22 protein-coding genes are annotated in these 22979 nt (G+C 40.7%); 11 read left to right on the top strand and 11 right to left on the bottom strand.

What is annotated here, in order from left to right; genetic code table 11:
• Positions 1–53: 53 nt before the first annotated feature.
• The 4 genes from ACNQGS_RS12755 to ACNQGS_RS12740 are packed head-to-tail and all read right to left on the bottom strand — an operon-like array spanning position 54 to position 3855.
• Entirely contained in the window at positions 54–1112 is a 1059-nt protein-coding gene (locus ACNQGS_RS12755) for an ABC transporter substrate-binding protein (protein ID WP_491487622.1), read from the bottom strand.
• A 52-nt stretch (positions 1113–1164) separates the two neighbouring features.
• Complete coding sequence (locus ACNQGS_RS12750) at positions 1165–2205, bottom strand: ABC transporter ATP-binding protein (RefSeq protein ID WP_491487621.1); 1041 nt, start codon at positions 2203–2205, stop codon at positions 1165–1167.
• A gap of 41 nt (positions 2206–2246) precedes the next feature.
• Entirely contained in the window at positions 2247–3026 is a 780-nt protein-coding gene (locus ACNQGS_RS12745; protein WP_213147701.1) for an ABC transporter permease, read from the bottom strand.
• Complete coding sequence (locus ACNQGS_RS12740) at positions 3019–3855, bottom strand: ABC transporter permease (RefSeq protein WP_491487620.1); 837 nt, start codon at positions 3853–3855, stop codon at positions 3019–3021. The genes ACNQGS_RS12745 and ACNQGS_RS12740 overlap by 8 nt, the downstream gene beginning before the upstream one ends.
• A gap of 490 nt (positions 3856–4345) precedes the next feature.
• On the opposite strand from ACNQGS_RS12740, the gene ACNQGS_RS12735 reads away from it, so the two are divergent.
• From ACNQGS_RS12735 to ACNQGS_RS12725, 3 genes are read left to right on the top strand one after another with little or no spacing between them, the layout of a single operon-like run.
• Positions 4346–4597: a hypothetical protein gene (locus ACNQGS_RS12735; protein WP_464568703.1), complete on the top strand. Its 252-nt coding sequence runs from the start codon at positions 4346–4348 to the stop codon at positions 4595–4597.
• Entirely contained in the window at positions 4590–6548 is a 1959-nt protein-coding gene (locus ACNQGS_RS12730) for a transposase (protein WP_491487619.1), read from the top strand. The genes ACNQGS_RS12735 and ACNQGS_RS12730 overlap by 8 nt, the downstream gene beginning before the upstream one ends.
• A gap of 15 nt (positions 6549–6563) precedes the next feature.
• Positions 6564–7247, top strand: coding sequence for a hypothetical protein (locus ACNQGS_RS12725; protein WP_464568707.1), 684 nt, complete (start codon positions 6564–6566; stop codon positions 7245–7247).
• A 224-nt stretch (positions 7248–7471) separates the two neighbouring features.
• Here the strand turns inward: ACNQGS_RS12725 and rlmD are convergent, their stop codons facing one another.
• The gene (gene rlmD, locus ACNQGS_RS12720) at positions 7472–8842 is read right to left on the bottom strand and encodes a 23S rRNA (uracil(1939)-C(5))-methyltransferase RlmD (protein ID WP_491487618.1); all 1371 of its coding nucleotides are present in this window, start codon (positions 8840–8842) and stop codon (positions 7472–7474) included.
• 235 nt (positions 8843–9077) lie between these two features.
• Between rlmD and ACNQGS_RS12715 the strand changes: the two genes are divergently transcribed.
• On the top strand, positions 9078–9398 hold the full coding sequence (locus ACNQGS_RS12715; protein ID WP_491487617.1) for a hypothetical protein: 321 nt from the start codon (positions 9078–9080) through the stop codon (positions 9396–9398).
• 206 nt (positions 9399–9604) lie between these two features.
• On the opposite strand, the gene ACNQGS_RS12710 is transcribed toward ACNQGS_RS12715, so the two are convergent.
• The 3 genes from ACNQGS_RS12710 to ACNQGS_RS12700 form a co-directional block, all read right to left on the bottom strand.
• Entirely contained in the window at positions 9605–11074 is a 1470-nt protein-coding gene (locus tag ACNQGS_RS12710) for a nicotinate phosphoribosyltransferase (RefSeq protein WP_491487616.1), read from the bottom strand.
• 63 nt (positions 11075–11137) lie between these two features.
• Positions 11138–11689 (bottom strand): cysteine hydrolase family protein, encoded by a 552-nt coding sequence (locus tag ACNQGS_RS12705; protein ID WP_491487615.1) that lies wholly within the window; start codon positions 11687–11689, stop codon positions 11138–11140.
• A 144-nt stretch (positions 11690–11833) separates the two neighbouring features.
• Positions 11834–12775, bottom strand: a complete 942-nt coding sequence (locus tag ACNQGS_RS12700; RefSeq protein WP_491487614.1) for a diacylglycerol kinase — start codon at positions 12773–12775, stop codon at positions 11834–11836.
• Between the two features lie 415 nt (positions 12776–13190).
• On the opposite strand from ACNQGS_RS12700, the gene ehuB reads away from it, so the two are divergent.
• The 5 genes from ehuB (at position 13191) to plsY (ending at position 17180) form a co-directional block, all read left to right on the top strand.
• Complete coding sequence (ehuB, locus tag ACNQGS_RS12695) at positions 13191–14060, top strand: ectoine/hydroxyectoine ABC transporter substrate-binding protein EhuB (protein ID WP_491487613.1); 870 nt, start codon at positions 13191–13193, stop codon at positions 14058–14060.
• A gap of 87 nt (positions 14061–14147) precedes the next feature.
• Positions 14148–14804, top strand: coding sequence for an ectoine/hydroxyectoine ABC transporter permease subunit EhuC (ehuC, locus tag ACNQGS_RS12690; protein ID WP_491487660.1), 657 nt, complete (start codon positions 14148–14150; stop codon positions 14802–14804).
• On the top strand, positions 14801–15511 hold the full coding sequence (ehuD, locus tag ACNQGS_RS12685) for an ectoine/hydroxyectoine ABC transporter permease subunit EhuD (protein WP_491487612.1): 711 nt from the start codon (positions 14801–14803) through the stop codon (positions 15509–15511). Before ehuC ends, ehuD begins: the two co-directional genes overlap by 4 nt.
• 75 nt (positions 15512–15586) lie before the next feature.
• Positions 15587–16369, top strand: coding sequence for an ectoine/hydroxyectoine ABC transporter ATP-binding protein EhuA (gene ehuA, locus ACNQGS_RS12680; RefSeq protein ID WP_491487659.1), 783 nt, complete (start codon positions 15587–15589; stop codon positions 16367–16369).
• Positions 16370–16553: 184 nt separating this feature from the next.
• The gene (gene plsY, locus ACNQGS_RS12675; protein WP_491487658.1) at positions 16554–17180 is read left to right on the top strand and encodes a glycerol-3-phosphate 1-O-acyltransferase PlsY; all 627 of its coding nucleotides are present in this window, start codon (positions 16554–16556) and stop codon (positions 17178–17180) included.
• A gap of 50 nt (positions 17181–17230) precedes the next feature.
• Here the strand turns inward: plsY and ACNQGS_RS12670 are convergent, their stop codons facing one another.
• Positions 17231–17779, bottom strand: coding sequence for a thioredoxin family protein (locus ACNQGS_RS12670; RefSeq protein ID WP_491487611.1), 549 nt, complete (start codon positions 17777–17779; stop codon positions 17231–17233).
• A gap of 223 nt (positions 17780–18002) precedes the next feature.
• Between ACNQGS_RS12670 and putP the strand changes: the two genes are divergently transcribed.
• The gene (putP, locus tag ACNQGS_RS12665; RefSeq protein ID WP_491487610.1) at positions 18003–19481 is read left to right on the top strand and encodes a sodium/proline symporter PutP; all 1479 of its coding nucleotides are present in this window, start codon (positions 18003–18005) and stop codon (positions 19479–19481) included.
• 655 nt (positions 19482–20136) lie between these two features.
• Here putP and ACNQGS_RS12660 read toward each other — a convergent pair.
• The gene (locus tag ACNQGS_RS12660; RefSeq protein ID WP_491487657.1) at positions 20137–20670 is read right to left on the bottom strand and encodes a DUF1697 domain-containing protein; all 534 of its coding nucleotides are present in this window, start codon (positions 20668–20670) and stop codon (positions 20137–20139) included.
• A gap of 143 nt (positions 20671–20813) precedes the next feature.
• On the opposite strand from ACNQGS_RS12660, the gene ACNQGS_RS12655 reads away from it, so the two are divergent.
• Positions 20814–21245, top strand: a complete 432-nt coding sequence (locus ACNQGS_RS12655) for a VOC family protein (RefSeq protein WP_491487609.1) — start codon at positions 20814–20816, stop codon at positions 21243–21245.
• Between the two features lie 505 nt (positions 21246–21750).
• Here the strand turns inward: ACNQGS_RS12655 and ACNQGS_RS12650 are convergent.
• On the bottom strand, positions 21751–22896 hold the full coding sequence (locus tag ACNQGS_RS12650; protein WP_491487608.1) for a cation:proton antiporter: 1146 nt from the start codon (positions 22894–22896) through the stop codon (positions 21751–21753).
• Positions 22897–22979: the final 83 nt, after the last annotated feature.

The raw sequence follows: 22979 nt of genomic DNA, 5'->3' as shown, positions 1-22979 counted from the left end.
CCGGTAAAGAGAAAAGGGCCAAGATGATCCTCAGCCCTTTTCCTTAACCGAAACTATTTGTTCAAAATTCTATTCCACTGATTAATCCAAGATTCTAGGTTCTTATTGACTAATAGTGAATCCACTTTCTTTGTTCGAGCTGCCACATCACCATATGTTTTATTTTTTGCTGTTTCTTCGTTTAGCTCTACCTTTTTATTGGTTGGGGCTTCATTGAGAGATACGGCAGTTTTTTCTTGAGCCTCCTGGCTTAATCTCCAGTTGATATACTTATAAGCTAAATCTTTATTTTTAGAATTTTTGTTGATATTGATAGTGTTAAAGTTGGCGTAAGTCCCAGATTGCGGTACTACATAAGCGACATCTGGATTTGATTCTGTAATCATCGGAACAGCAAAGTCACCGACAACCGCTGCTGTGATTTCCCCTGATTGGAACATATTGGCCAAATCGGATGATTTGCTATACGTTTTTACCACGTTTGGTGCAATATCAGTGATTCCTTTAAATGCTGCCTTACCATTATCTTTAGAAATCTCAGTATTCTCGTGATTACTTCCTAAATAAAGCATGGCAGGACCAAAGGTGGTCGCAATGTCTGGAATGGAAATTTTCCCTTTCAAAGAAGAATCCCATAAATCATTCCATTCTTTGATTTCTTTCCCTGCTGTCTTCTTATTATAGACAATTCCGATACTGTTTAACGTGTAGGCCGGGCCAGATCCGTCTGCAGCTAATTCTTTTGCACTATCGATTAAGTTGTCCATATTTGGAACCTTGGAGCTGTCTACTTTTTCAAAAAGACCTGCTGCTACACCGTCAGCCGCATTGGATTGCGACAATTCAATGACATCCACCGTTGAGTTTGGATTGCTTTTAAGCTTTGTTAAACGCTCAGAGCTTGTACCTGTTTCTAACACAATGTCTACATTATATTTTTTCTCAAATGGTTTGAAGACATCTTCCTGCATTTTATCTTCTTCCAAGCCAAAAGTTGAGATGACTAATGTTTTTGGTTTTTCCTTGCTTGCAGTGCTGCCTCCGCCGCCGCATGCAGCCAGTACACTAGCTGCTGCAAGAGTTAAGCCTACTAAACCCATTGTTTTTTTCATTTTTTATTTCCCCTTTTCTTAGATGTTGTTTTTATTAATAACTTATTGCCTATTAAACTATGATTAGCTTGTGAGCAGGAATGGATAATGTAACTGTGTCTCCAACTTGGTAGATGACATCATCCGCTTTATTTGCCCGTAATGTTCCAATCGGGGTTTCTACCTCATATTGGTAGGACTTGCCCAGGAACGTCCGGACTTTTATCTTTCCTGATACCGCATTGTTGGTACTTGGCTCGGTACCTTCCCCAATCTCAATATCATCTGGACGAATGGTTCCTGTACCTTTTGCTGGTCTCCATTGGCGGGTGCTTTCGAAGACCGTTCCATCAACTGCTTTATACTTCCAGTCTTCAGTAGGCGCTAGCTTAAAGAAGTTCTCAAACCCGATAAAACGAGCCACAAACTCCGTTTTTGGATTTTTATAAATTTCTTCAGGTGTGTCGAACTGCTCGATCACGCCTTTATTCATAACGGCCACCTTGTCCGAAATGGAGAAACACTCCTCTTGGTCATGCGTGACAAACACGGATGTAATCCCCAATTGGCTTTGGATCCGTTTAATTTCTATCCGCATCTGAAGGCGCAATTTTGCATCCAGGTTACTAAGAGGTTCATCCAATAATAATAATTTCGGTTCAATCACTAAGGCACGAGCTAAAGCTACACGCTGTCTTTGCCCGCCTGAGAGCTGCTTAGGATAACGATTGCCCAACTCTTCTAATCCCGTAATCGCTAAAATATCACTTACTTTTTTTTCAATGGTTTGCTTTTTTTCCTTGCGTAATTTCAACCCGAACGCAACATTTTCTTTAATTGTTAAATGGGGAAACAAGGCATAGCTTTGGAAGACCATTCCAAACTCCCGTTTATGAACGGGCACTTTCGTTAAGTTTTTATTATCAACCACGAACTCGCCATCATTTGGCTCAATTAAGCCGGCAATTACTCTTAAAGTGGTTGTTTTCCCGCATCCGGATGGTCCTAATAAAGAGACCAATTCTCCTTTTTCAATCGATAAATTTAAATCTTTTAATATGTCAGCTTTGTTATCATAACTTACACGAATATCTTTTAATTCAACATAGGACATTATGCTGTTCTACCCCCGTCGCTTTTGTATTCTGTCTGTTCCTATGAAATACTGGCTAACCCTAATGTTTTTTCAATAATAAACATTAAAACAATCGTCCCTAGCATTAATACAACGGATAATGCCGAAACCGATGGGTCGTAGTTGTATTCAATATAATTCATTAAGCTGGTTGGCAGCATGGTAACACCTGGTCCTGATAAAAACTGCGAAACAGGAATATTGTTAAAGGAGTTAATGAACGCGAGCATAAAGGAAGCAAAAATTCCCGAAGTAATGTTTGGCAGCACTACTTTGATAAACGTCTGTAATTTTGTGCAGCCTAACGTCCATGAAACCTCTTCAATTGAAAAATCTAACTGCTCAATCGTTGAGCCGACAACCCGGATTACGTATGGTAGGCAAATTAGGAAATGGCCTAACAATAATCCTTGGATAATCGGGAATTGGAACTTAATCACGATAAATTGATACATCGCATATCCAACGACCAAACCAGGCACAATTGTTGGCGAAAGAAAGAAGCTCTTAATCCAATTTCGTCCAAAAACCTTATGACGCGCCAAAGAATAGGCAGCTGGTACACCAATAATCAATGCCAAGAGTGTCGCTATAAAAGCTACTTTTAAACTGAGAAAAAAGCTGTCCATAAAGGCTTCATTACTAAACACCTTACCGTACCAATCAAGGGTAAAACCTTTAATTGGAAATTGAATGGTTGAATTCGTTCCAAAAGAAGTCACGATAATAATCAGCAAAGGCACTAGCAAAAACGCAAAAACCAAACCCGCAAAGACTTTTAAACCAACATTTTTACGCACTTGCCTCACCTCTCTTATCCATGCGGCCCGCAACCCAGTTGAACAGCTTCATCACGATCAAAGTCGCAACAATCATAATCAAAGCAATAACACTGGCACCCTGCCAGTTTCCTAACGCAGTCGCATTTTGATATAAGAAAGTTGCTAGCATGATGTTCCGGTTTCCTCCTAATAATTGCGGAGTAGTATAAGCGGTCATGCTTCCAGTGAAAACCAATATACTCCCAACAATAATTCCGGGCACACTTAACGGCAGAATAACCTTCATAAAAGCAACCAAACGATTGGCGCCTAACGTTTCTGCGGCTTCCATAATTTCTGAATCAATGTTCTCTAATATCCCCACTAAAGTAATGACCATTAAAGGCAAGAAGAGATACACAGAGCCAATCACAATGGAGAATTCCGTATAAAGCAGGGTAAGTGGTTTTGATATTAACCCCAAGCTCTTTAACGCATTATTTAGAATACCGTCTTGTCCTAAAATGGTGATCCATGCAAAACTTCGCACAACCGAATTCGTTAACAACGGAAACAATGTAATCGACATTAACAGGCCACGCCATTTTTTTGGACTTTTCGAAATATAATAGGCAGTCGGAACTCCTAGCACTACACAAATCAATGTTGCAATCAGTGAAATCTTTATCGTCCGCCAAAAAATACCAAAATTATAATCATCCAAGAAGAACGAAATATAATTCGCCAAGGTGAATCCTCCATCAAAGAAGGTTGGGTAAATGGCGGTAATAAGCGGTAACACCAAGAATAAAATCAAAAGAATCAATCCTGGAGCCAAGATGATGTATGGGATTCTTCGCTGTGTCATATCTGGCCTCACTTTCAAAAAGGGTTATTCATGTTAATAAACAAGTATAAGTTGTATTCCTTTCATAGAGTATTATAATTTATTAATTTCTCTTTGGCAACATGAAATACGAATGGTGTATATTATATTTAAGGTTAATGTTCGTGAATTGTATTTTTAAATATAAGATTACGTAATCAGACGATTAATTTTATCCTCATTTACGAAGATTATCAACAAAAAACCACTCCCTATTTTATTAACGGGTTCGGTTTAAGAGTACAAAAACTTAATTAGAATATATATTTTAGGTCCAAATCGCATATGATTTGGACCTATTGTTTTTGTTGATTTAATAAGGTTTATTGGTAATTTGTGTATAAATTAGCACCAAAATTAGCATACTAATTAACAGAGTGACAATGTTCAATGTCATATGTTCGAATTGTGTGCTAATATTAGTTCTAAATACATTGCTAAAACATAGGTCAATTTATCGAGGTGAATAAGGATGAACTTTATTAAACCAAAAAACAAGAATGCTGAAAAAGTCGATTGGCTATTATCAGAACGGACCAGAGCCATTGTTAAATACTATGCTGAATACACGGAATATAGTGAAAGTGAAGTAGTCGATAAGTTCCTCCTAAACATCCTTGATGACAAGGACTTCCTTCAATGGATTGAAAAGAAAAGGAATAATCGCCGCATCATAAAGCAATTAGAATTAGAAGGTGTATTGGAGGAAAATGTGATTGGCTAAGTTAAAACGGTTAGCTACAAAGGATGATAATTTAGTTACAGTTCATTCTCCTTTATCAAATAATGAGCTAACGAACCGTTTGAAGGATTACGACAAGCTGACACCAAAACAATTTGGAACGAAATACAGAGAATTGTTATTTGAGCCAGTGAAATTTGCTTGGAATGGACAAACACATCTATTTCAGTACAATCATTGCCTTAACCCTTTTTGTAAATGGTATGGTTTGCCACAGAAGAAATTTGATGATGTTAAAGGAAAGCCAAGTCGATACAAGTTGGATTCATCAGGAACGGATAGAATGTTGAAATGCAATCCAGACCCAACAAATCCAACAAGCAACTTAGTATTGAATACTCGTACAACGACCATTTCAAATTGGTCTGTTGCTGAAGAAATTGAACGATTGGTCCGAATACAAACGGTTCAGGACATAGAGCCAGACTATGAGTTTCATAAGGATGGTTGTGACGCTTCTGATTTAACCCCTTTTAAAGAACCAAAATCTTTTTACAAGAGGGGGAAAAGTACCGCAAACTCTCAACGATACCAATGTAAGGTGTGTAAGAAGTTCACCAATGTTCTTCCGAACCAAAGACAATCATCTACCTACCATCAAAAGCGTAGTGAGATAATGCCGATGTTCGCAAAACTTCTGCTTAATCGAACGCCTGTAAGTAGAACTTGTGAAATCTTAGAGATTGGCAGAGGAACATATTATGACAAGCTCGAAATCCTATACCGAAGATGTTTGGAGTTTTTGGAAAAGCACGAAACTATCTCCTTAAAAAATAAAGAATTTAAGGAAATGTGGCTAAACACCGACAAGATGACTTACTATCTAAACAATGTTCGAAAAAAGGGACAAGGAAGTTCTCAATTTGATGGAATTGAAGAACTCCAATTACCTACCAGTGTGGTTGTCACTGCTGATGCTTTATCGAGGTATGTGTTTAGATGTGATGTGGCTTATGATTGGGATATTACCCTAAATGACATCGCTCTTGATACAGTATTGTTGAAAGTAGACCATTTAAGCGAATTCGCCAAGAAACACGCCCGTTTTGATGAATATTCGCATTATCCGCAGCCACCATCAAAAAGTGATACACAAACGCAATCGGAATATCATCGAGAACTTCTTAAAATGGAACATAGGGAGAAATACATTGATGGATTACACGTTCAGGCTGCTTATACCACCACTGCTCACTTTTGGCTGATTAAACAGCTTGTAAAGGCTTCAGAATGGCGTTTTATAACTGATGAAGACAGGTCTTTAATCAATTCAATCCATCGTGTTTTCTCACAAGAAATTCGCCGGACTGATGGGCACCTCTTCTTATGCCAAACGGACAAAACAAAATCTCGTAAAAAAGCATACGAGGAATTTAAAGAAGCCAAAGCGAATTTATTAGAATGGGGTTCTTTAAGAGATTTAGGGACAAACTCTTTACGGAAATTGGCATACCTTTATTTAACGGATTTATTTGAAACACATCGGTTTCATAAAGAGGTTTCTGATGGAACAAGTTCCCATAACGAATATGCAGATAATCCAGTTGAACACCCTTTAGCTACACCTGATAGAGGTTATCGTTCCGTTGATTGCACCACAGACCTCTCTTCTCTTGAACCAAAAGATGTTGCGACACTAATTTTAAATGTAAATGACAATGCCACAAATACATTTATCCAACATATTCGTAGAAGATTATCTATTTTAGAACGACCACTGACAACCGCTCGTGGCGATGGTAAGAGCTATATTTACTCTAATTTCAATCCTAAATATGCTCAAATGGCTTTAACAATCCTTCGGACATATTACAATTTCTGTTTAGCGTATAAGACAAAAGAAGGGAAAACAGAAACTATCGCTACACCTGCACAGCGACTAGGACTTGTAACTAAAAAATTTAATATTAATGATGTATTGTATCTTAGATAATAGTGGGTGAATTGTATGAATAAAGATTTGGCAGACTTTTTGACCGATATATCTTGGTTTTTTAGCGATAACGAAAAAATAGAAGTAATTGAGAAAAAATCATTTATTTGTTCTAAAGAATTTGAAGACAAATTTCCTTCCTTAACAAAATTACTCAAAAAAGCACGAATTACAAAAATTAAATACGAAGGTCAAAATTACGAACTATATGGTTGGACAAATTTAGCTTCTCAGTCATTTGGTTGGCTTTGTTTAGAACCCAAAATAAAAGTTGATAAGCCCCTTCATCCTGACCATATCCTTTTATTAAAAAATTTTGGTGGGATAACTGAAAGATGGAATGAACCTGAAGATACTTGGCTGATGAATTTAAATAACGCTTTAACCTATGAAGATACACAAATTGGTTTCAACGGATTTGAAGACTTATTTAATGAAATATGTCAGGAAGAAGGAGTAGAAGTAAAAATAAAGCCCGATGATTATATATCATTTGCTTTCGAAGCGAATGGGAATGTTACGATGTACCATATTCAATCTAGTGAAGTTCTTATGTATGCCTCTGACCATTTTTTTGATTTCATTACTCCTTACGATAACTATCCAGAGTATACACTTTACAAGATTAACAATTGTAATACATTTAAAGAATGGGTTGAAACAATTTCGGTCCAATGGTTAAAACATATAAAAAATTAAATGATTGAATATTAAAAAGAGCATTGCATAAAGCCAATGCTCTTTTCTATACTAATTCAATTGCTAATTGTTTGATGATTTATTGCTTATTTTTGTTGTTAATTGCTATGTTATTTATAATTTTGTACTTCAAAACCGAACCCGTTACTATTTTATAAGGAGTGGTTTTTTGCTATAGAAATAAAACCTTTCACGGTTAGAATTATAATATTTGGTTAGTTGTCTTACTTTAAAATGAGTTGCGCCACACACTCCACGTGCGTCGTCATCGGAAACATATCAACCGGCTGGACTTCCAGTGTTTTGTAGCCGCCGTCCTCTAATATCCGTAAATCCCTTGCCAATGTTGCCGGGTTACAGGAGACGTACACTACTTTTCTCGGTTTCATGTCGATGATGGTTTGAAGGAGGGCCTCGTCGCAGCCTTTGCGCGGCGGGTCCACGACCAGCACATCCGCTTTATTGCCTTCCTTGTACCATTTTGGGATAACAACCTCGGCTTCCCCTACTGCGAATTCAGCATTAGTCATTCCGTTCAATGCTGCATTCCTGCGCGCATCTTCAATCGCTTCCGGAACCACTTCGACCCCAAAAACCTTCCGAGCCTTTTGCGCCAAAAATAAAGAGATGGTACCAATTCCACAATACGCATCAATGACACTTTCCTCACCTTCTAAATCCGCATATTCCAAAGCTTTATCGTAAAGCACCTTCGTTTGAACAGGATTAACCTGATAAAAGGATAACGCTGAGATTGCGAATTTCACATCGCCAATATAATCATAGATCACTTCGCTGCCCCATAAAAGGTTTGTTTTCTCACCCATGATGACATTTGTCCGCTTCGAATTCACGTTATGGACAATCGACTTTACTTTCGGAAGACGGGCGATGATTTCTTCAATTAACTCCTTTTTATGCGGAATTTCCGGCGTTCTAGTAATCAGCACGACCATGAGTTCCTCGGTTTGTTTTCCATACCGAGCCATAATATGCCTTAAAACACCTTTATGCGTTTCCTCATTATAAGCCGGAATCCCAAACTGGCTGCAGATTTCCTTAGCCGTCTGGATAGCTTCATTTACTTCAGGCAGCTGGATGACACTTTCATCCATAGCGACGATTTCATGGCTTCTTGGCTTAAAAAAACCGACAACCAGCTTGCCATCCTTTTCACCGACAGGCACCTGGGCTTTGTTACGGTAAGACAAGGGGTTGTCCATTCCTAAAATCGGGTGAACTGTCACATCCTCCAATTTACCAATCCGTGTGAGTACCTGCCTGACTTGATTTTCCTTGTACTTTAGCTGCCCCTCGTAGCTGATATGCTCAAGCTGACAGCCTCCGTATTTCGTTTTCTCACTGTCAGGGATATTCACCCGATATGGACTTCGTTCGTAAAGCTCGATTAGCCGCCCAATCCCGTAGCTTTTATTAACCTTGATGACTTTGACTTTCCCCTTTTCACCCGGCAGGCCGTTCGGCACGAACAGCGGATAGCCTTCCACCTTTGCTACCCCTGCCCCGTCATGAGTTAAATCTTCAAATACAACATCTATATAATCATTTTTATTGACTGGCAATGCTCTGTTCATTTTCTTCTTCCTTTACGTCTCTATTTACTAGCAAAATTTTATCATAAAGCAGTATCAAATGCGAAAAGACCCTTTTCCGGCTTATTAAAGACATTTTCATCCGATTTGGATGCGAGTTTGTCCTTGAAAAAATAATATTGTAAAATAGGCACATAAATTGTCAGAATATTTTTGTTTTAAAATATAATGATAGTGTATATGATTAAATTATCCCTTTTGGAAGGAGTGGATCGCGATGAAGATGATAAAAGGCTTCTCAATCATCATGTTCCTTGCCTTTCTGGCCTTCACCTTTTTACATTCTTCAAATTCGCCTCCGCACCACCATCCAGAAAGCAAGGCAATCATTCAATTAGATGATTGGACAGCGAAACATCAATGGGACGATGAGAAAAAACAGCCATTTGACCTGCACCTATTCTTCCTGCTTATATCCATCACGCCTTTCGCAGCAATACCTCTCCCATTGTTTCAGCCAAACTTCAGCAGAAAGCAAAGTTTTCTTATCCCCATTTTTTATCAATCTAATTATGTGATTAAGGCCTCCCTTTTTTAAATAAATTTAAAAACAAGGGAGGAAATATAAATGGCAATGTGGTTCCGACTATTAATGATTGGCTACTTTTCCTTAACAGCAGCTGGACTTCTGACCTTCCAAGGCATCGAAATTTACCATGCCTTTATCGACTTCTTTAAACAAAAGTAAAAATAAAAATAAGGCTGCCCCCTCAATCATGATAAATCTTGGGGGCAACCTTTTTGTTATTCTTCTTCTTTCATCGCTTCTACTTTATCTTTCACTTCTTTGATATTTCTCATTTTGTTATCCCAGCATTTTTGGCTTAAGTCCACTGGGTAATGCTCTGGATTCAGCATCCGCTTGTATTCATCCCAAAGAGCAGCCAAGTTTTGTTTTAAATAATCCCGGGATTCCTCCAAACAAGGAATTTCATAAACATACTCCCCGTTTACAAAAATGTCCTCATGAAGTTCTTTTGCTGTAAAATTCGTGACCACCTTATTTAAATACGTATGGGTCGGATGGAACATGCGCAGCTTCTTTTCCGGAAGCTTTTCACCCTCCATCGCGATATAATCCCCTTCCGCATGATGGTTTGTATTATTGATAATCCGGTAAACCTTTTTCAGGCCCGGAGTTGTTACCTTTTCAGGGTTGGAAGAAATTTTAATCGTATCCTCCATTTCACCCGCACCGTTTTCAATCGAGACGATTTTATAAACAGCACCTAACGCAGCCTGATCATAGGCAGTAATCAATTTCGTGCCAATTCCCCAGCTGTCGATTCTCGCGCCTTGCGCCTTCAAGTTAATAATCGTATATTCATCCAAATCGCTCGAGGCAAAGATTTTTGCATCCTTAAAACCTGCCTCGTCCAACATTTTCCTTGCTTCCTTGGAAAGATAAGCAAGGTCCCCGCTGTCAAGGCGAATGCCGATGAAATTAATCGTGTCCCCCAGTTCCTTTGCCACCTTGATGGCATTTGGCACGCCAAGGCGAAGCGTGTCATACGTATCCACTAGAAAAACACAATCTTTATGGGTCTCGGCATATTTATGAAAAGCAGTATACTCATCCTTATAGGCTTGCACCATGGAATGGGCATGTGTCCCGGCCACAGGAATCCCGAACATTTTCCCCGCTCTAACATTGCTGGTAGCTTCGAAGCCGCCTAGATATGCAGCTCTCGTTCCCCAAATAGCGGCATCCATTTCCTGAGCCCGTCTTGAACCAAACTCCATCGCTACTTCATTGCCGACAACCTGCTTGATTCTTGATGCCTTCGTGGCGATTAATGTTTGATAGTTCACAATGTTAAGCAAGGCTGTTTCAATGAGCTGTGCCTCCGCAAGTGGTGCTTCCACTCGCAAAATCGGCTCACTGGCAAAAACAAGTTCGCCTTCCTTCATGGACCGAATGGTTCCAGTGAAACTCATCCCTTTTAAATAGTCCAAAAAATCAGTCTGGTAGCCTACTTCATTTTTCAAATACTCGAGGTCTTCCTCACTAAAACGAAAGCCTTGAATAAATTGGATGACTTTTTCAAGACCGGCAAAAACGGCATAGCCATTACCAAACGGCTGCTTGCGGAAAAACAATTCAAAGACAGCCCGTTTATTGTGAATGCCATCCCTCCAATACGTCTCTGCCATATTAATCTGGTAAAGATCTGTATGCAGACTTAAACTATCATCATGATAAATGTGTTTCATAATTGACCTCCGAGGTACTAATACAGCTTTTTACTATTATATCCCATATTATCATTAATAAGACTATTTAACCACAACGCCTAGCGACTGTTCGAAGTGGCCGAGAGTCCACTCATGCCCCGCCGGATTAAAAGAAGCAACCGCATCCTTGTAAACAACAATCTTAAAGCCTTTGTTATAGGCGTCAACAGCGGTATGGAGCACACAAATATCGGTACATACACCAACTAGGTGAACCTCCGTGATTTCGCGCTCGCGCAGCTTGATTTCAAGGTCTGTCCCAGCAAAGGCAGAGTATCTGGTTTTATCCATGTACTGGACATTTTCCCGTTCCTTATTTCCCTCATATACTTCCTGCAGCGCCCCGAATAAATCCCTTCCGGAGGTGCCGCGCAGGTTATGGGGCGGAAATAGCTTTGTTTCCGGATGAAATTCATCACCTTGGTCGTGGACATCAATCGCAAAAACAACGTAGTCGCCGCTTGCAATAAACTCTTTTGTCAGTTCTACAATCTTCCCCTCAATAGCCTGCCCTGGTGCGCCACAGGTTAATGCTCCCGTCTCGGCAACAAAATCAAACGTATAATCAATATTTATTAACGCCCTTTTACCCATGTGAAATCGCTCCTTTTAATCGTGTCATGACTTATGTCTTTAATTCATTATACACAGTCTTTGAAACCTTTTCACACAATTAAGAATTCATAAAAAAGTCCGCTCCATCTGGAACGAACTTTCGCGATTGTATTTATTTTCCCTCTAACTATATCGCTTTCCCGGAACCCAATCCGTCGGCCGGTCATTTGGACGGATATCATCAAATCGGACGAATACTTCCAAATGGCGGTACAGGTTTTCGAATTCAGCCGGCAGCAAGCCGCCAAATTCTCCGTCTAAATTTAACTGCACCTTTTCATCTGAATACACTTTCACTCGGTTTGCTTTGGTATAAAGGACGTTTGGGTCATTTACATGCTCACCGCGAACAGCTAGCGATGCAACCCTAATAAATTCAGCTAAATTTACTTTTTTCAAAATCAGCAGTGAAAATAATCCGTCGTTAATTGATGCATCTGGAGCTAACCTTTCAAATCCACCAATGGAATTGGTCAACCCAATAAGAAACATCATCGCTTCCCCTTCGAATATTTTTCCATCATATTCAATCCTGAGATGGGAAGCTTTAATTGACGGCAGCATTTCCATTCCTTTTAAGTAGTAGGCAAGCTGGCCGAGCATTGTTTTCAATTTGCTGGGTACCTCATAGGTTAATTCGGTAATCCTGCCCCCGCCGCCAATATTAATAAAATATTTATCATTAATCCGGCCAATATCAACAGGAATGAGTTCCCCGCGTGTGATAATATCAACTGCTGCCGTAATATCACGCGGTATATGCAGAGCCCTGGCAAAATCATTGGTCGTACCGGCAGGAATAATCCCTAGTCTCGGACGGTAGTCTTGCTCAGCAATGCCATTAACCACTTCATTAATTGTTCCGTCACCGCCAGCAGCAATGACCACATCGTACTGACGTTCCACAGCAATTCGCGCCGCCTTTGTCGCATCGCCCGCACCTGTTGTCGCGTGGCAAGATGCTTCATATCCGGCAAGTTCTAATTTTTCAAGGATTTCCGGTAAATGACGTTTAATCATTTCACGTCCGGAAGTAGGATTATAAATCAGTCTTGCTCTTTTCATCCATCATCATCCTAATTATAATATCAACTCGTTATTTCTATATTCTACCAATTAATGTAGTGCGTTACAATTATGCCTTACACCCTATTTTTAAGCAAAAACGTCCCTTTACTATAATACCTTTGTTTTATTTTTTTGCAAAAAATAATTACCTTTTTAACTCACCGAAAAAGGCCTTTAGACTGTGCCAGGTTAGCATCCAAGAGTATCTGGGAGCATATGGGAGGATTTTTTAGGATGTTTCAGCTCATAAAACGAGAGCTAGCGAGAACCCTTCTCATCCAAGATAATCCTGAAATATCAGATTTGTCTGATATTTAAACTTAAAGTAAAATGGGAACCAACCCTTTTCTGCCCAGTTTTCTTCCATTTTTCCAATCAAAGAAATTTTTTATTATTATCAAGGAGGTCGATCATGAAACAGCTAAAAACTATATTGATAGGCATGTTATCTATTTTTCTATTAGCCGCTTGTTCGGTTACCACTTCAGGGGATGAACAAGTATCCACCCTTGAAAAAGCAAAAAAGGAAGGCAAGATTGTGGTTGGATTTGCCGGTGAAAAGCCGTATGCATATGAAGATGAAAACGGGAAACTAACCGGAGAAGCCGTTGAGGTTGCCCGCGCCATCTTCAAGGAAATGGGTATTGAAAAAATGGAAGGAAAATTAACGAAGTTTAGTTCACTGATTCCGGGGCTAAAAGCTGGGAAATTTGATGTTATTACCGCTGGCATGTACATAACACCAGAACGGTGTAAGCAAGTGGATTTTGCCGAACCTGATTATTCCATCGGCGAAGCACTCGCTGTTAGAAAAGGGAATCCAAAAAACATTCACAGCTACAAAGACATTGCTGCAAACCCCGATACCAAAATTGCAGTTATGAACGGCGCGATTGAAGTAGAATATCTTAAGGCAGCCGGGGTGAAGGAAAGCCAGATGGAAGTTGTCACCGATATTCCATCCAATATCACCTCACTAGAGTCCAATCGTGTTGATGCCATTACGATGACAGGCCCAACACTGAATGCTGCTCTTGACACAGCAAATGCTAAGAACATTGAGATTGTCGATGATTTCACCCAGCCTTCCGTTGATGGAAAAAGCGTCCGCGGATACGGAGCGGCAGCGTTTAAACAAGGCGATAAGGAAATTGTCAAAGCCTATAACGACGAACTGAATAAACTGAAAGAATCTGGGGAGCTTTTGGATATCCTCAGCAAATTTGGATTTACGGAGTCAGAATTACCTGGAGATGTCACAACAGCAGAACTTTGCAAATAATGATTGTTGTTCCAGTTTAAAAAGGCGCTCCGATTGAGAGTGCCTTTTTCCTGCTAATCTATGAAACTATTTTTGGAGGGATGAATTATCAATAAATATATCGATATTTTTTCAAAAATATTACCAGGGGCAGTCGTGACCATTGAGGTTTTGCTCGCATCCGCCGTATTGGCATTTGTTATCGCATTCATCGCTGGGCTCGGACGTGTATCCCGATTCCCCGTTGTCCGCCGAGTCACCGCTGTTTATGTTGAGCTGTTTAGAGGAACATCGTTACTTGTACAGCTATTTTGGATTTTCTTTGCACTGCCGGCTTTCGGCATTCAGTTTTCCGCTTTTCTCGCCAGTGTCGTTGCCCTCGGGCTAAATTATGGGGCGTACGGTTCTGAAATTGTTCGCGGCGCTATTACGGCTATCCCCAAAGGGCAGACAGAAGCTTCAATTGCATTAAATATGACGAACTTCCAGCGGATGAGACTGGTCATTTTACCGCAGGCCTTTCGTATGATGCTGCCAGGATTCGGCAATATATCAATTGAACTTTTGAAAGGGACCTCGCTTGTATCCTTGATTACCTTAACCGATTTAACTTATAGGGGCTTAATCATTCAGAATTCAAATATTAGCTATACGATGCCAGTTTTCGTTACCTTGCTGTTCGCCTATTTCATTGTGGCACTGCCGCTTATTATCCTCGCTAGAAAACTGGAGAAATGGTCAGCGAAAGGAGTGGCAAACGCATGAGTTGGGATTGGAATTTTGCCATTGAAGTTTTCCCTGAAATTCTCGCCGCTATTTGGCTTGTGATTGCAATAACTGTTGGATCTTTTCTTGTTTCTTTAATCCTCGGGCTAATTTTGACTTTTGGGAGACGGTCAAGGTTTAAGCCATTATCACTAACCGTTTACGCATTTATTGAATTTGTCAGAAGCACTCCCCCGCTTGTTCAATTGTTTTTTGTATACTTTGCACTTCCTGCGATTGGCATTTCCATCAATAAATATGCGGCAGGGATCCTGACACTAGGGGTTCATTACAGCACTTATATTTCAGAAGTATATCGTTCGGGAATAGAGGGGGTTTCTAAGGGACAATGGGAAGCAGCTACTGCGATGAACTTTAGCAAAACACAAACCTGGTTCCGTGTCATCCTGCCGCAAGCCATACCTCCAGTTATCCCGATGCTTGGGAACTATTTTATTGTGTTATTTAAAGAAACCCCGATTTTAATGGCCATTGGCATCGGGGAATTTTTACAAAAAGCGCAATTGATAGGAGCTAATCAATTTAAATATCTCGAACCAATTACCATTGTGGGATTGTTATTCCTACTGCTTAGTTATCCATCGGCACTACTTATTAATAAACTGGAACAGAGGTCAAAGCTGGCATTCAGCGGAAAAAATAAACGCCCGAGCAAAAAACCTTTTCGATTAAAGTCGGGGGCTTAACATTAATTGGAAAATAGAAAGGTTGAGATGATGAGTATTCCTGAAAGGAAGCTAGAGCCGTCAAAGGTATATCCAATGAAGAAAACGAATAATCCTATTGTTGCCTATGAAAATATCAAAAAAAGTTATGGTGAGGTTGAAGTATTAAAGGGTGTGAACCTTAACATCAGTCCTGGTGAAAAAGTGGCATTAATTGGCCCGAGCGGTTCAGGAAAAACCACGATTATCCGGATGCTGATGACATTGGAAAAACCGACTTCCGGTTTTATTAAGGTAGAGGGGAATTATTTGTGGCATAAAGAAATGAATGGAGGATTAGTTCCGGCCACTGAAAAACATTTACGCAACATGCGCCAAAATATAGGAATGGTCTTCCAGCACTTTAACCTCTTTCCCCACATGAACATTTTACGGAATGTCACTGAGGCACCCATCCATGTATTGGGGATGCCAAAGGAGGAAGCCCATCAAAGGGCCGTTGAAATGCTTGAAAAGGTTGGCCTAGGCGATAAATTGGATGCTTACCCAGGTCAGCTTTCCGGCGGCCAAAAACAGCGGGTCGCTATTGCAAGAGCGGTTGTCATGCAGCCAAAGGTAATGCTGTTTGATGAGGTTACTTCTGCACTTGACCCTGAACTTGTGGGTGAGGTTCTCCAGGTGATCAAGGACCTGGCAAAAGAAACCGATATGGCGATGATTTTGGTTACCCATGAAATGGACTTTGCCCGTGATGTGGCCGACCGGGTCGTCTTCCTTCACGACGGACAAATTGAAGAACAAGGAACTCCAAAGGAGATCTTTGAAAACCCTCAAAGTCCAAGATTACAAACCTTCTTAAGCCGATTCTTGAAATCTTAATATCTATAAAATGGAGGACTCCCATGGGTCCTCCATTTTATTTCGCCATCATTGTGATAAACTTGCGAGTCTTTAATCGCCAAAGACAAACTTTTTAATTTCCAAATCATGATAGTTCGACAAAATACTTCCAAATACTTATGGTAGAATTATAGATAAATTCTTTTAAAAGGGAATGATTCTTATGTTTTGGTGGCTGCTACTTGCTTCCTATTTAATCGGAAGCATTCCAACTGCATTGATTATAGGGAAATTGGTCTATGGGATTGATATCCGCGACCACGGCAGTAAAAACCCCGGTGCTACTAACACGCTGAGAGTTTTGGGAAAAAAGTCTGCTTCTTTCGTACTAGTAATTGACCTGGCTAAGGGCGCATTGGCCGCAGCACTTCCCCTCTATTTTCAGCTTGATACAGAACCGCTTTACTTTGGTCTAGCAGCAGTTGTCGGCCATTGCTTTCCCATCTTTGCCGGTTTTCGCGGAGGCAAAGCCATTGCTACAACGGCTGGGGCATTGTTGATTGCAAATCTGCCGTTACTCGCAATCGCTTACGTCACGTTCTTTGCCGTTATCTTTTTGACTAAGTACGTATTTTTCGGTTCGATATCTGTCGGGCTCAGCATGCTGATTTATGATTTGGTCTCACCTAAGCTGGAATTTGAACTTATTTTTCTTTTATTCTTTTTCTTATTAATTTTTCTGCACCGTTCCAATATCCGAAACTTCATTCTTGGCATTGAACCTAAAATCAATGACAAAAATTTAAACAAAGACAGGATACCGCCTAAAAATGGCGGGATTAAATTGTAGAAAAGGCCCCGTAATGACAGCTGTTGTCTCCGGGGCCTTCATTTTTATTTCTATAAAACAGTCATGATGCTGTCGGCTACTGTCTGCCAAATAGAAGCATCGGTTTGATAGGAGGCACCCAGCTGTTTGTAAATGGCAAGCTGCTTTTCCTGAAAATCCTCAGCATCCTTATCTGGAAGTGAAGCACGTTCCTTCTCCACCCTCGCTTGTATTTCCGGCGCACGCGGGCCCCAGACTCCAACCTCATTACCTTCTTGGTCGATAAAAATAAAGATTGGAATCGCACGGGAGGTTCCGTTTGTTAAGTAATGGTCCATCAATTCCAAATTTTGATCACGAAGAAGCATCCGTACCTCTATCTCTGCCGCTTCGGCAATACGGAGCAATACAGGATTGTTAAGCATCGCATCCCCGCACCAATCCTCTGTCAATACGATTGCCCTGAGCTTACGTGACTTAAAGGTTTCCAGCCGGTCTTTATCCTCTTCCTTTAAAGCAAACTTCTCATAAATAGATAGCATTTGTTCCTTATTTCGAGTCATCGCGTCAATGTACTCATCGGCCGACATTCCTTTTTCAAACCAATCATTTAAATTCATCATTTCCCAACCTTTCTTTTTTCTTTTATGATAAACATTTTAAATATGAATTACAAAAACACCGCTTGCAGCGGGGTATCATATTATTCTAAAAATATTTTTCATTATTTTAATAAATCAATATTTTGGTAGTGGAATTTTATACAGCAAACAGATAAAATATAAATATTGTAGAAAATATTATTCTAAATATTTTCTGTTTTTTAAAAAAGGGGGTAAATGTATGTCCAATGAAACTTTACAACTTGTTTCGATTGGAATTTACTTGGCCGCGATGCTGTTTATTGGCTGGTATTCCTATCGAAAAACAAGTAACTTAACTGATTACATGCTCGGAGGACGTTCTTTGGGTCCTGCTGTAACCGCTTTAAGTGCCGGTGCTGCCGACATGAGTGGATGGCTCTTAATGGGACTGCCTGGGGGAATTTATGTAACCGGTTTAGCTGATGCCTGGATTGCCATCGGTTTAACAATTGGTGCTTACCTGAACTGGTTATTAGTTGCACCTCGCCTTCGCTCTTATACGCAAGTAGCAAATGACTCCATCACAATTCCTAGCTATCTAGAAAACCGCTTTAAAGACAACACGAAATTGCTCCGCATAGTTTCAGGTATTGTTATTCTTATTTTCTTTACTTTCTATGTTTCATCAGGGATGGTTTCTGGAGCAGTCTTTTTTGAAAACTCCTTCGGTACAAGCTATCATACCGGACTTTATATTGTTGGCGGCGTTGTTGTGGCCTACACCTTGTTCGGCGGATTCTTAGCCGTAAGCTATACTGACTTCATTCAAGGCTTAATGATGTTGGTCGCTTTACTTCTTGTTCCTGCACTTGGAATTTTTAAAACAGGTGGCCCAGCAGAAACGTTTGATACGATTCGCGCCATCGACCCGACCTTACTTGACTTCTTTAAAGGAACTACTACTCTAGGAATTATTTCAGCAATGGCTTGGGGACTTGGCTACTTTGGCCAGCCGCATATCATTGTCCGCTTTATGGCCATCAAAACCGTTAAAGAAACAAAAAGTGCCCGCCGTATCGGTATGAGCTGGATGATTATCTCGCTGATCGGAACAATTTTTACCGGATTTATTGGACTTGCCTACTTCCACCAACATACTGAGAATGTGTTAAAAAACCCGGAAGCTGTCTTTATTACACTTAGCCAGATTTTATTCCACCCATTATTTGCAGGCTTTGCCCTAGCCGCAATTCTGGCAGCGATTATGAGTACAATTTCTTCCCAGTTGATTGTTACTTCCAGTGCACTGGTTGAGGATTTGTACAAAGTGGTTGTGAATAAAAAAGCATCTGATAAACACTTAGTTTTCTTAGGAAGAATGGCAGTACTTATCGTAGCTGTTGTTGCCGCTGCACTTGCCTTTAAGCAAAATAGCACCATCTTAGACCTTGTTGCTTATGCATGGGCTGGCTTCGGTGCCGCGTTCGGTCCTGTCATCCTGTTAAGCTTGTTCTGGAAAAAGATGACGAACTGGGGCGCCCTGTTTGGAATGATTGTAGGGGCTGTCACAGTTATCGTTTGGAAAAATACCGGACTTGGCGATACGCTGTATGAAATCGTCCCAGGCTTTGTTTTCAACCTTGTCGTATCTGTTGTTGTCAGCATGATCACATATAAGAAAAATGATGTAGTTGAGAAAGAGTTTGAGGAAAGCGTACGGTTGTTGAAACAGGAATAGTTTTATGAGGGAAACGCTCGGAATATTTGATCCGAGCGTTTTTTTTCATTTTTATTGCAGATTGTGGGGTTTTCCCCATTTAAGTAGAAAAAATTGCCGGGTTCGGTTGTATTTAGCTTTTATATACTACTCAATTCTTATGAAGTTCGTCGGTTCGAGCTCATATAGCCTTTATATGCTACCCTACTCTTCTGAAGTTCGTCGGTTCGGGCTCATATAGCCTTTATATGCTACCCTACTCTTCTGAAGTTCGTCGGTTCGGGCTCATATAGCCTTTATATGCTACCCTACTCTTTTGGATCTCGTTGGTTCGGGTTCATATAGCCTTTATATGCTACTCAATTCTTCTGAAGTTCGTCGATTCGGGCTCATATAGCCTTTATATGCTACCCTACTCTTTTGGATCTCGTTGGTTCGGGTTCATATAGCCTTTATATGCTACTCAACTCTTCTGAAGTTCGTCCGTTCCGGCTCATATAGCCTTTATATGCTACTCAACTTTTCTGGAGTTCGTTGGTTTGGGCTCATATAGCTTTTATATGCGACCGAACTGTTATGGGGTTCATCGGTTCGAGCTCATATAGCCTTTATATGCTACTGAACACATTGAAAAGAATACGGTTCCAGCCACAAAAAACACCAATGTTCTCAACCTTTATGCTTTTGCTAGGGAATCGAGTTTAACTACCGTCTTCCAGTTCCTCACGGTCGCAGGAACCCCTAACTTCGGAAGCTGTTGTGCCAGCTTGGAGGTCCGAATGCTTTGACGGAGATACAAATAGACATCTTTCCCCTCTATTATAAATTCATCCTGATTACTTTGGATGGAGGCTAATTGTTGGATTCCTTCCTGTGACGGTTCTCCTGCCAAAAAAGCTACCTGTACACTTTCATCTTCTTTTAAAGACTCCGTCGAGAATGGGCATGTCCGGATAATTCGTTCAAAATCCTCCGCTGTCCTTAAAACAACTGGGACCGGAAATCCAAATTTCTTGGCGATTTCATCTTCCAACAGTTGGGTAAGCTTTTCCTGCTTCTCGTTTGATTCAAATAGGACGTTCCCGCTTTGAATATAGGTTTTGACCTTTTTTAGCCCTAGCTCTTCCAATAGACTTTTTAAGTCTGCCATTTTGATGATATTGTGCCCGCCAACATTTATGCCTCTTAACAGAGCAATATAAATGGTCATTGTATGCCCCTCACTTTTACCCGCTTTTCTTTCAATCTTACCATTTCTTATCATGGATAAACGAATTGAAACTTGTATGGGAAGGAGTTTTTTGGAAGTTTAGAGAAAAAATAAGTAATAAACATTTTTTGGAGGTTTTATTGATGATTCCACAACGAGTAAGCCTGGTTACCATTGGTGCCTATAATCTGCCTGCACTGCGTGTCTTTTATAAGTCTTTGGGCTGGAAGGAAACTGAGATCAGTTCTGACCAATATGCTGTTTTTAAAACGGCTGGGGTGCTTCTTTCTCTATTTCCTATTGAGGAGCTGGCGAAGGATGCCGGGATTGAGTTTGGAGGCTCTGCTGAACATTATCGACCTGTTACCTTGGCGATTAATGTGGACCATAAGGAACAGGTAGATGAAGTTATCGAAAAAATCCGCACGGCAGGGGCCCGAATCTTAAGGGAACCAAGTGATGCCTTTTGGGGAGGGCGGACAGCCTACTTCGCCGATCCCGAAAATAACCTTTGGGAAGTCGCCTGGAACCCAAGTTCGGTGTTTGATGAGCGGGGAGCTATGATTTCTTTCTAATTATTTTGATTTATATTTTTCATAACTACCTAGTCCTCGGGCTCGACTACCTTTCGGGCGTTATGTACCCTTCATAACTACCTGGGCCACGGGTTCGACTACCTTTCGGGCGTTATAAACCCTTTATAACTACCTGGGCCACGGGTTCGACTACCTTTCGAGCGTTATGAACCCTTTCATAACTACCTGGGCCTCGGACTCGACTGCCTTTCGGGCGTTATAAACCCTTTCATAACTACCTGGGCCACGGGTTCGACTACCTTTCGGGCGTTATGAAGCACTTCATAACTCCCTGGACCACGGGTTCGACTACCTTTCGGGTGTTATAAACCCTTTCATAACTACTTGGTCCACGGACTCGACTGCCTTTCGGGCGTTATGAACCCTTCATAACTACCTGAGCCACGGGCTCGACTGCCTCTCAGGCGTTATGAACCCTTTCATAACTACCTGGGCCACGGGTTCAACCACCTCTCGGGTGTTATGAACCCTTCCCTGCCACTATTTATCCAATGATCTGCCTAGCCGCCCTCTTAAAGAATAATTTCATCATCGGCGGAGTAACCAACGTGGACACCAAAGTCACAACAACAATTATGGCGAACATGTCCTGACTTAGAAGCTTGGTCTCCAACCCAATATTGGCAATGATCAATGCCACCTCGCCGCGGGATACCATCGCAGCACCAATTCCCAAAGCACTGCCCCAAGAAAATCCCGCTAAAACTGAACCAAGAGATGCACCAATTAATTTCGTTAAAATAGCTAGAATACTCAATAATATGATTGGAATAATGTTTTCCCCAATGCCGCCGAACTGTGCGGTCACACCAATTGAGGTAAAGAACACCGGTACAAAGATGGAATAACTGATTGTTTCGACCTTCTCAAAAATCTCGTGCTTGAAATCCGTCAAACTAATCGCCACACCCGCTATATAAGCACCAATAATAGCTGCAACACCGGTAAATTCCGCTAAATAAGCATAAACAAAGCAAACTATTAAGGCTGACGATATAACCGTTTCTGATTCCTTTAAAACAGAGAATCTTTTTAAAAATAACGGGACGACTGACCAGCCGATTAAAAGCGCCCCTGCGAAAAATGCTACCTTTTTTAAGATGACGGCAGTTAGATTCACATCCCCGCCTGAGAGGCTCATTAAAAAGGCCAACGCTATAATGACCACTACATCATCAATTACTGCCGCTCCCAAGATAGTAGTGCCTTCCCGGGTTTTTAGCTGATTCATTTCTTTTAGCGCTTGCACGGAGATGCTAACACTAGTAGCTGAAAGAACCAGCCCTAAAAACCAAGATTGTGGCGCTGACATTCCGAGTAAAATTCCAGCAACATAACCGAAAACAAGAGGGAATATTATCCCGCCAAACCCAACATACGTTGATGCTTTTCCTGTCCTCTTAAATTCGTCCAGATCCGTTTCCAATCCAGCGATAAACATAAGCAGGATAACACCAATTTCACTGAATTCCGATAACGTCTCCGTTTCATTGACCAATCCCAATACGGAAGGTCCCAAAACAATGCCAATCAAAAGGGTGCCGAGAACGGATGGCTGTCCTAATCTGACACTTAGACTTCCGGCAACTTTAGAAGCAATTAAAATGATAGCTAACTGGAGAATTAACATATTACACCTCTCTCTCAATTGTTAGCATTTGTTTTAAGCAAGCCATAAATTCAACACTACCGACAAATTCTCCCCCTCTCCCC

The organism is Neobacillus sp. PVCKKU3 (assembly GCF_058323225.1).
Note: the sequence above shows the minus strand (reverse complement) of the source record. Positions and strands in the feature narration are given on the sequence as shown.

Coding starts and splice junctions, on each gene's coding strand:
- putP (WP_491487610.1), top strand. CDS start 18,003: ATGTCCAATGAAACTTTACAACTTGTTTCGATTGGAATTTACTTGGCC.
- ehuA (WP_491487659.1), top strand. CDS start 15,587: ATGAAGAAAACGAATAATCCTATTGTTGCCTATGAAAATATCAAAAAA.
- rlmD (WP_491487618.1), bottom strand. CDS start 8,842: ATGAACAGAGCATTGCCAGTCAATAAAAATGATTATATAGATGTTGTA.
- ACNQGS_RS12655 (WP_491487609.1), top strand. CDS start 20,814: ATGATTCCACAACGAGTAAGCCTGGTTACCATTGGTGCCTATAATCTG.
- plsY (WP_491487658.1), top strand. CDS start 16,554: ATGTTTTGGTGGCTGCTACTTGCTTCCTATTTAATCGGAAGCATTCCA.
- ACNQGS_RS12660 (WP_491487657.1), bottom strand. CDS start 20,670: ATGACCATTTATATTGCTCTGTTAAGAGGCATAAATGTTGGCGGGCAC.
- ehuB (WP_491487613.1), top strand. CDS start 13,191: ATGAAACAGCTAAAAACTATATTGATAGGCATGTTATCTATTTTTCTA.
- ACNQGS_RS12715 (WP_491487617.1), top strand. CDS start 9,078: ATGAAGATGATAAAAGGCTTCTCAATCATCATGTTCCTTGCCTTTCTG.
- ACNQGS_RS12740 (WP_491487620.1), bottom strand. CDS start 3,855: ATGACACAGCGAAGAATCCCATACATCATCTTGGCTCCAGGATTGATT.
- ACNQGS_RS12725 (WP_464568707.1), top strand. CDS start 6,564: ATGAATAAAGATTTGGCAGACTTTTTGACCGATATATCTTGGTTTTTT.
- ACNQGS_RS12700 (WP_491487614.1), bottom strand. CDS start 12,775: ATGAAAAGAGCAAGACTGATTTATAATCCTACTTCCGGACGTGAAATG.
- ACNQGS_RS12750 (WP_491487621.1), bottom strand. CDS start 2,205: ATGTCCTATGTTGAATTAAAAGATATTCGTGTAAGTTATGATAACAAA.
- ACNQGS_RS12650 (WP_491487608.1), bottom strand. CDS start 22,896: ATGTTAATTCTCCAGTTAGCTATCATTTTAATTGCTTCTAAAGTTGCC.
- ACNQGS_RS12710 (WP_491487616.1), bottom strand. CDS start 11,074: ATGAAACACATTTATCATGATGATAGTTTAAGTCTGCATACAGATCTT.
- ACNQGS_RS12705 (WP_491487615.1), bottom strand. CDS start 11,689: ATGGGTAAAAGGGCGTTAATAAATATTGATTATACGTTTGATTTTGTT.
- ACNQGS_RS12755 (WP_491487622.1), bottom strand. CDS start 1,112: ATGAAAAAAACAATGGGTTTAGTAGGCTTAACTCTTGCAGCAGCTAGT.
- ACNQGS_RS12735 (WP_464568703.1), top strand. CDS start 4,346: ATGAACTTTATTAAACCAAAAAACAAGAATGCTGAAAAAGTCGATTGG.
- ehuD (WP_491487612.1), top strand. CDS start 14,801: ATGAGTTGGGATTGGAATTTTGCCATTGAAGTTTTCCCTGAAATTCTC.
- ACNQGS_RS12670 (WP_491487611.1), bottom strand. CDS start 17,779: ATGAATTTAAATGATTGGTTTGAAAAAGGAATGTCGGCCGATGAGTAC.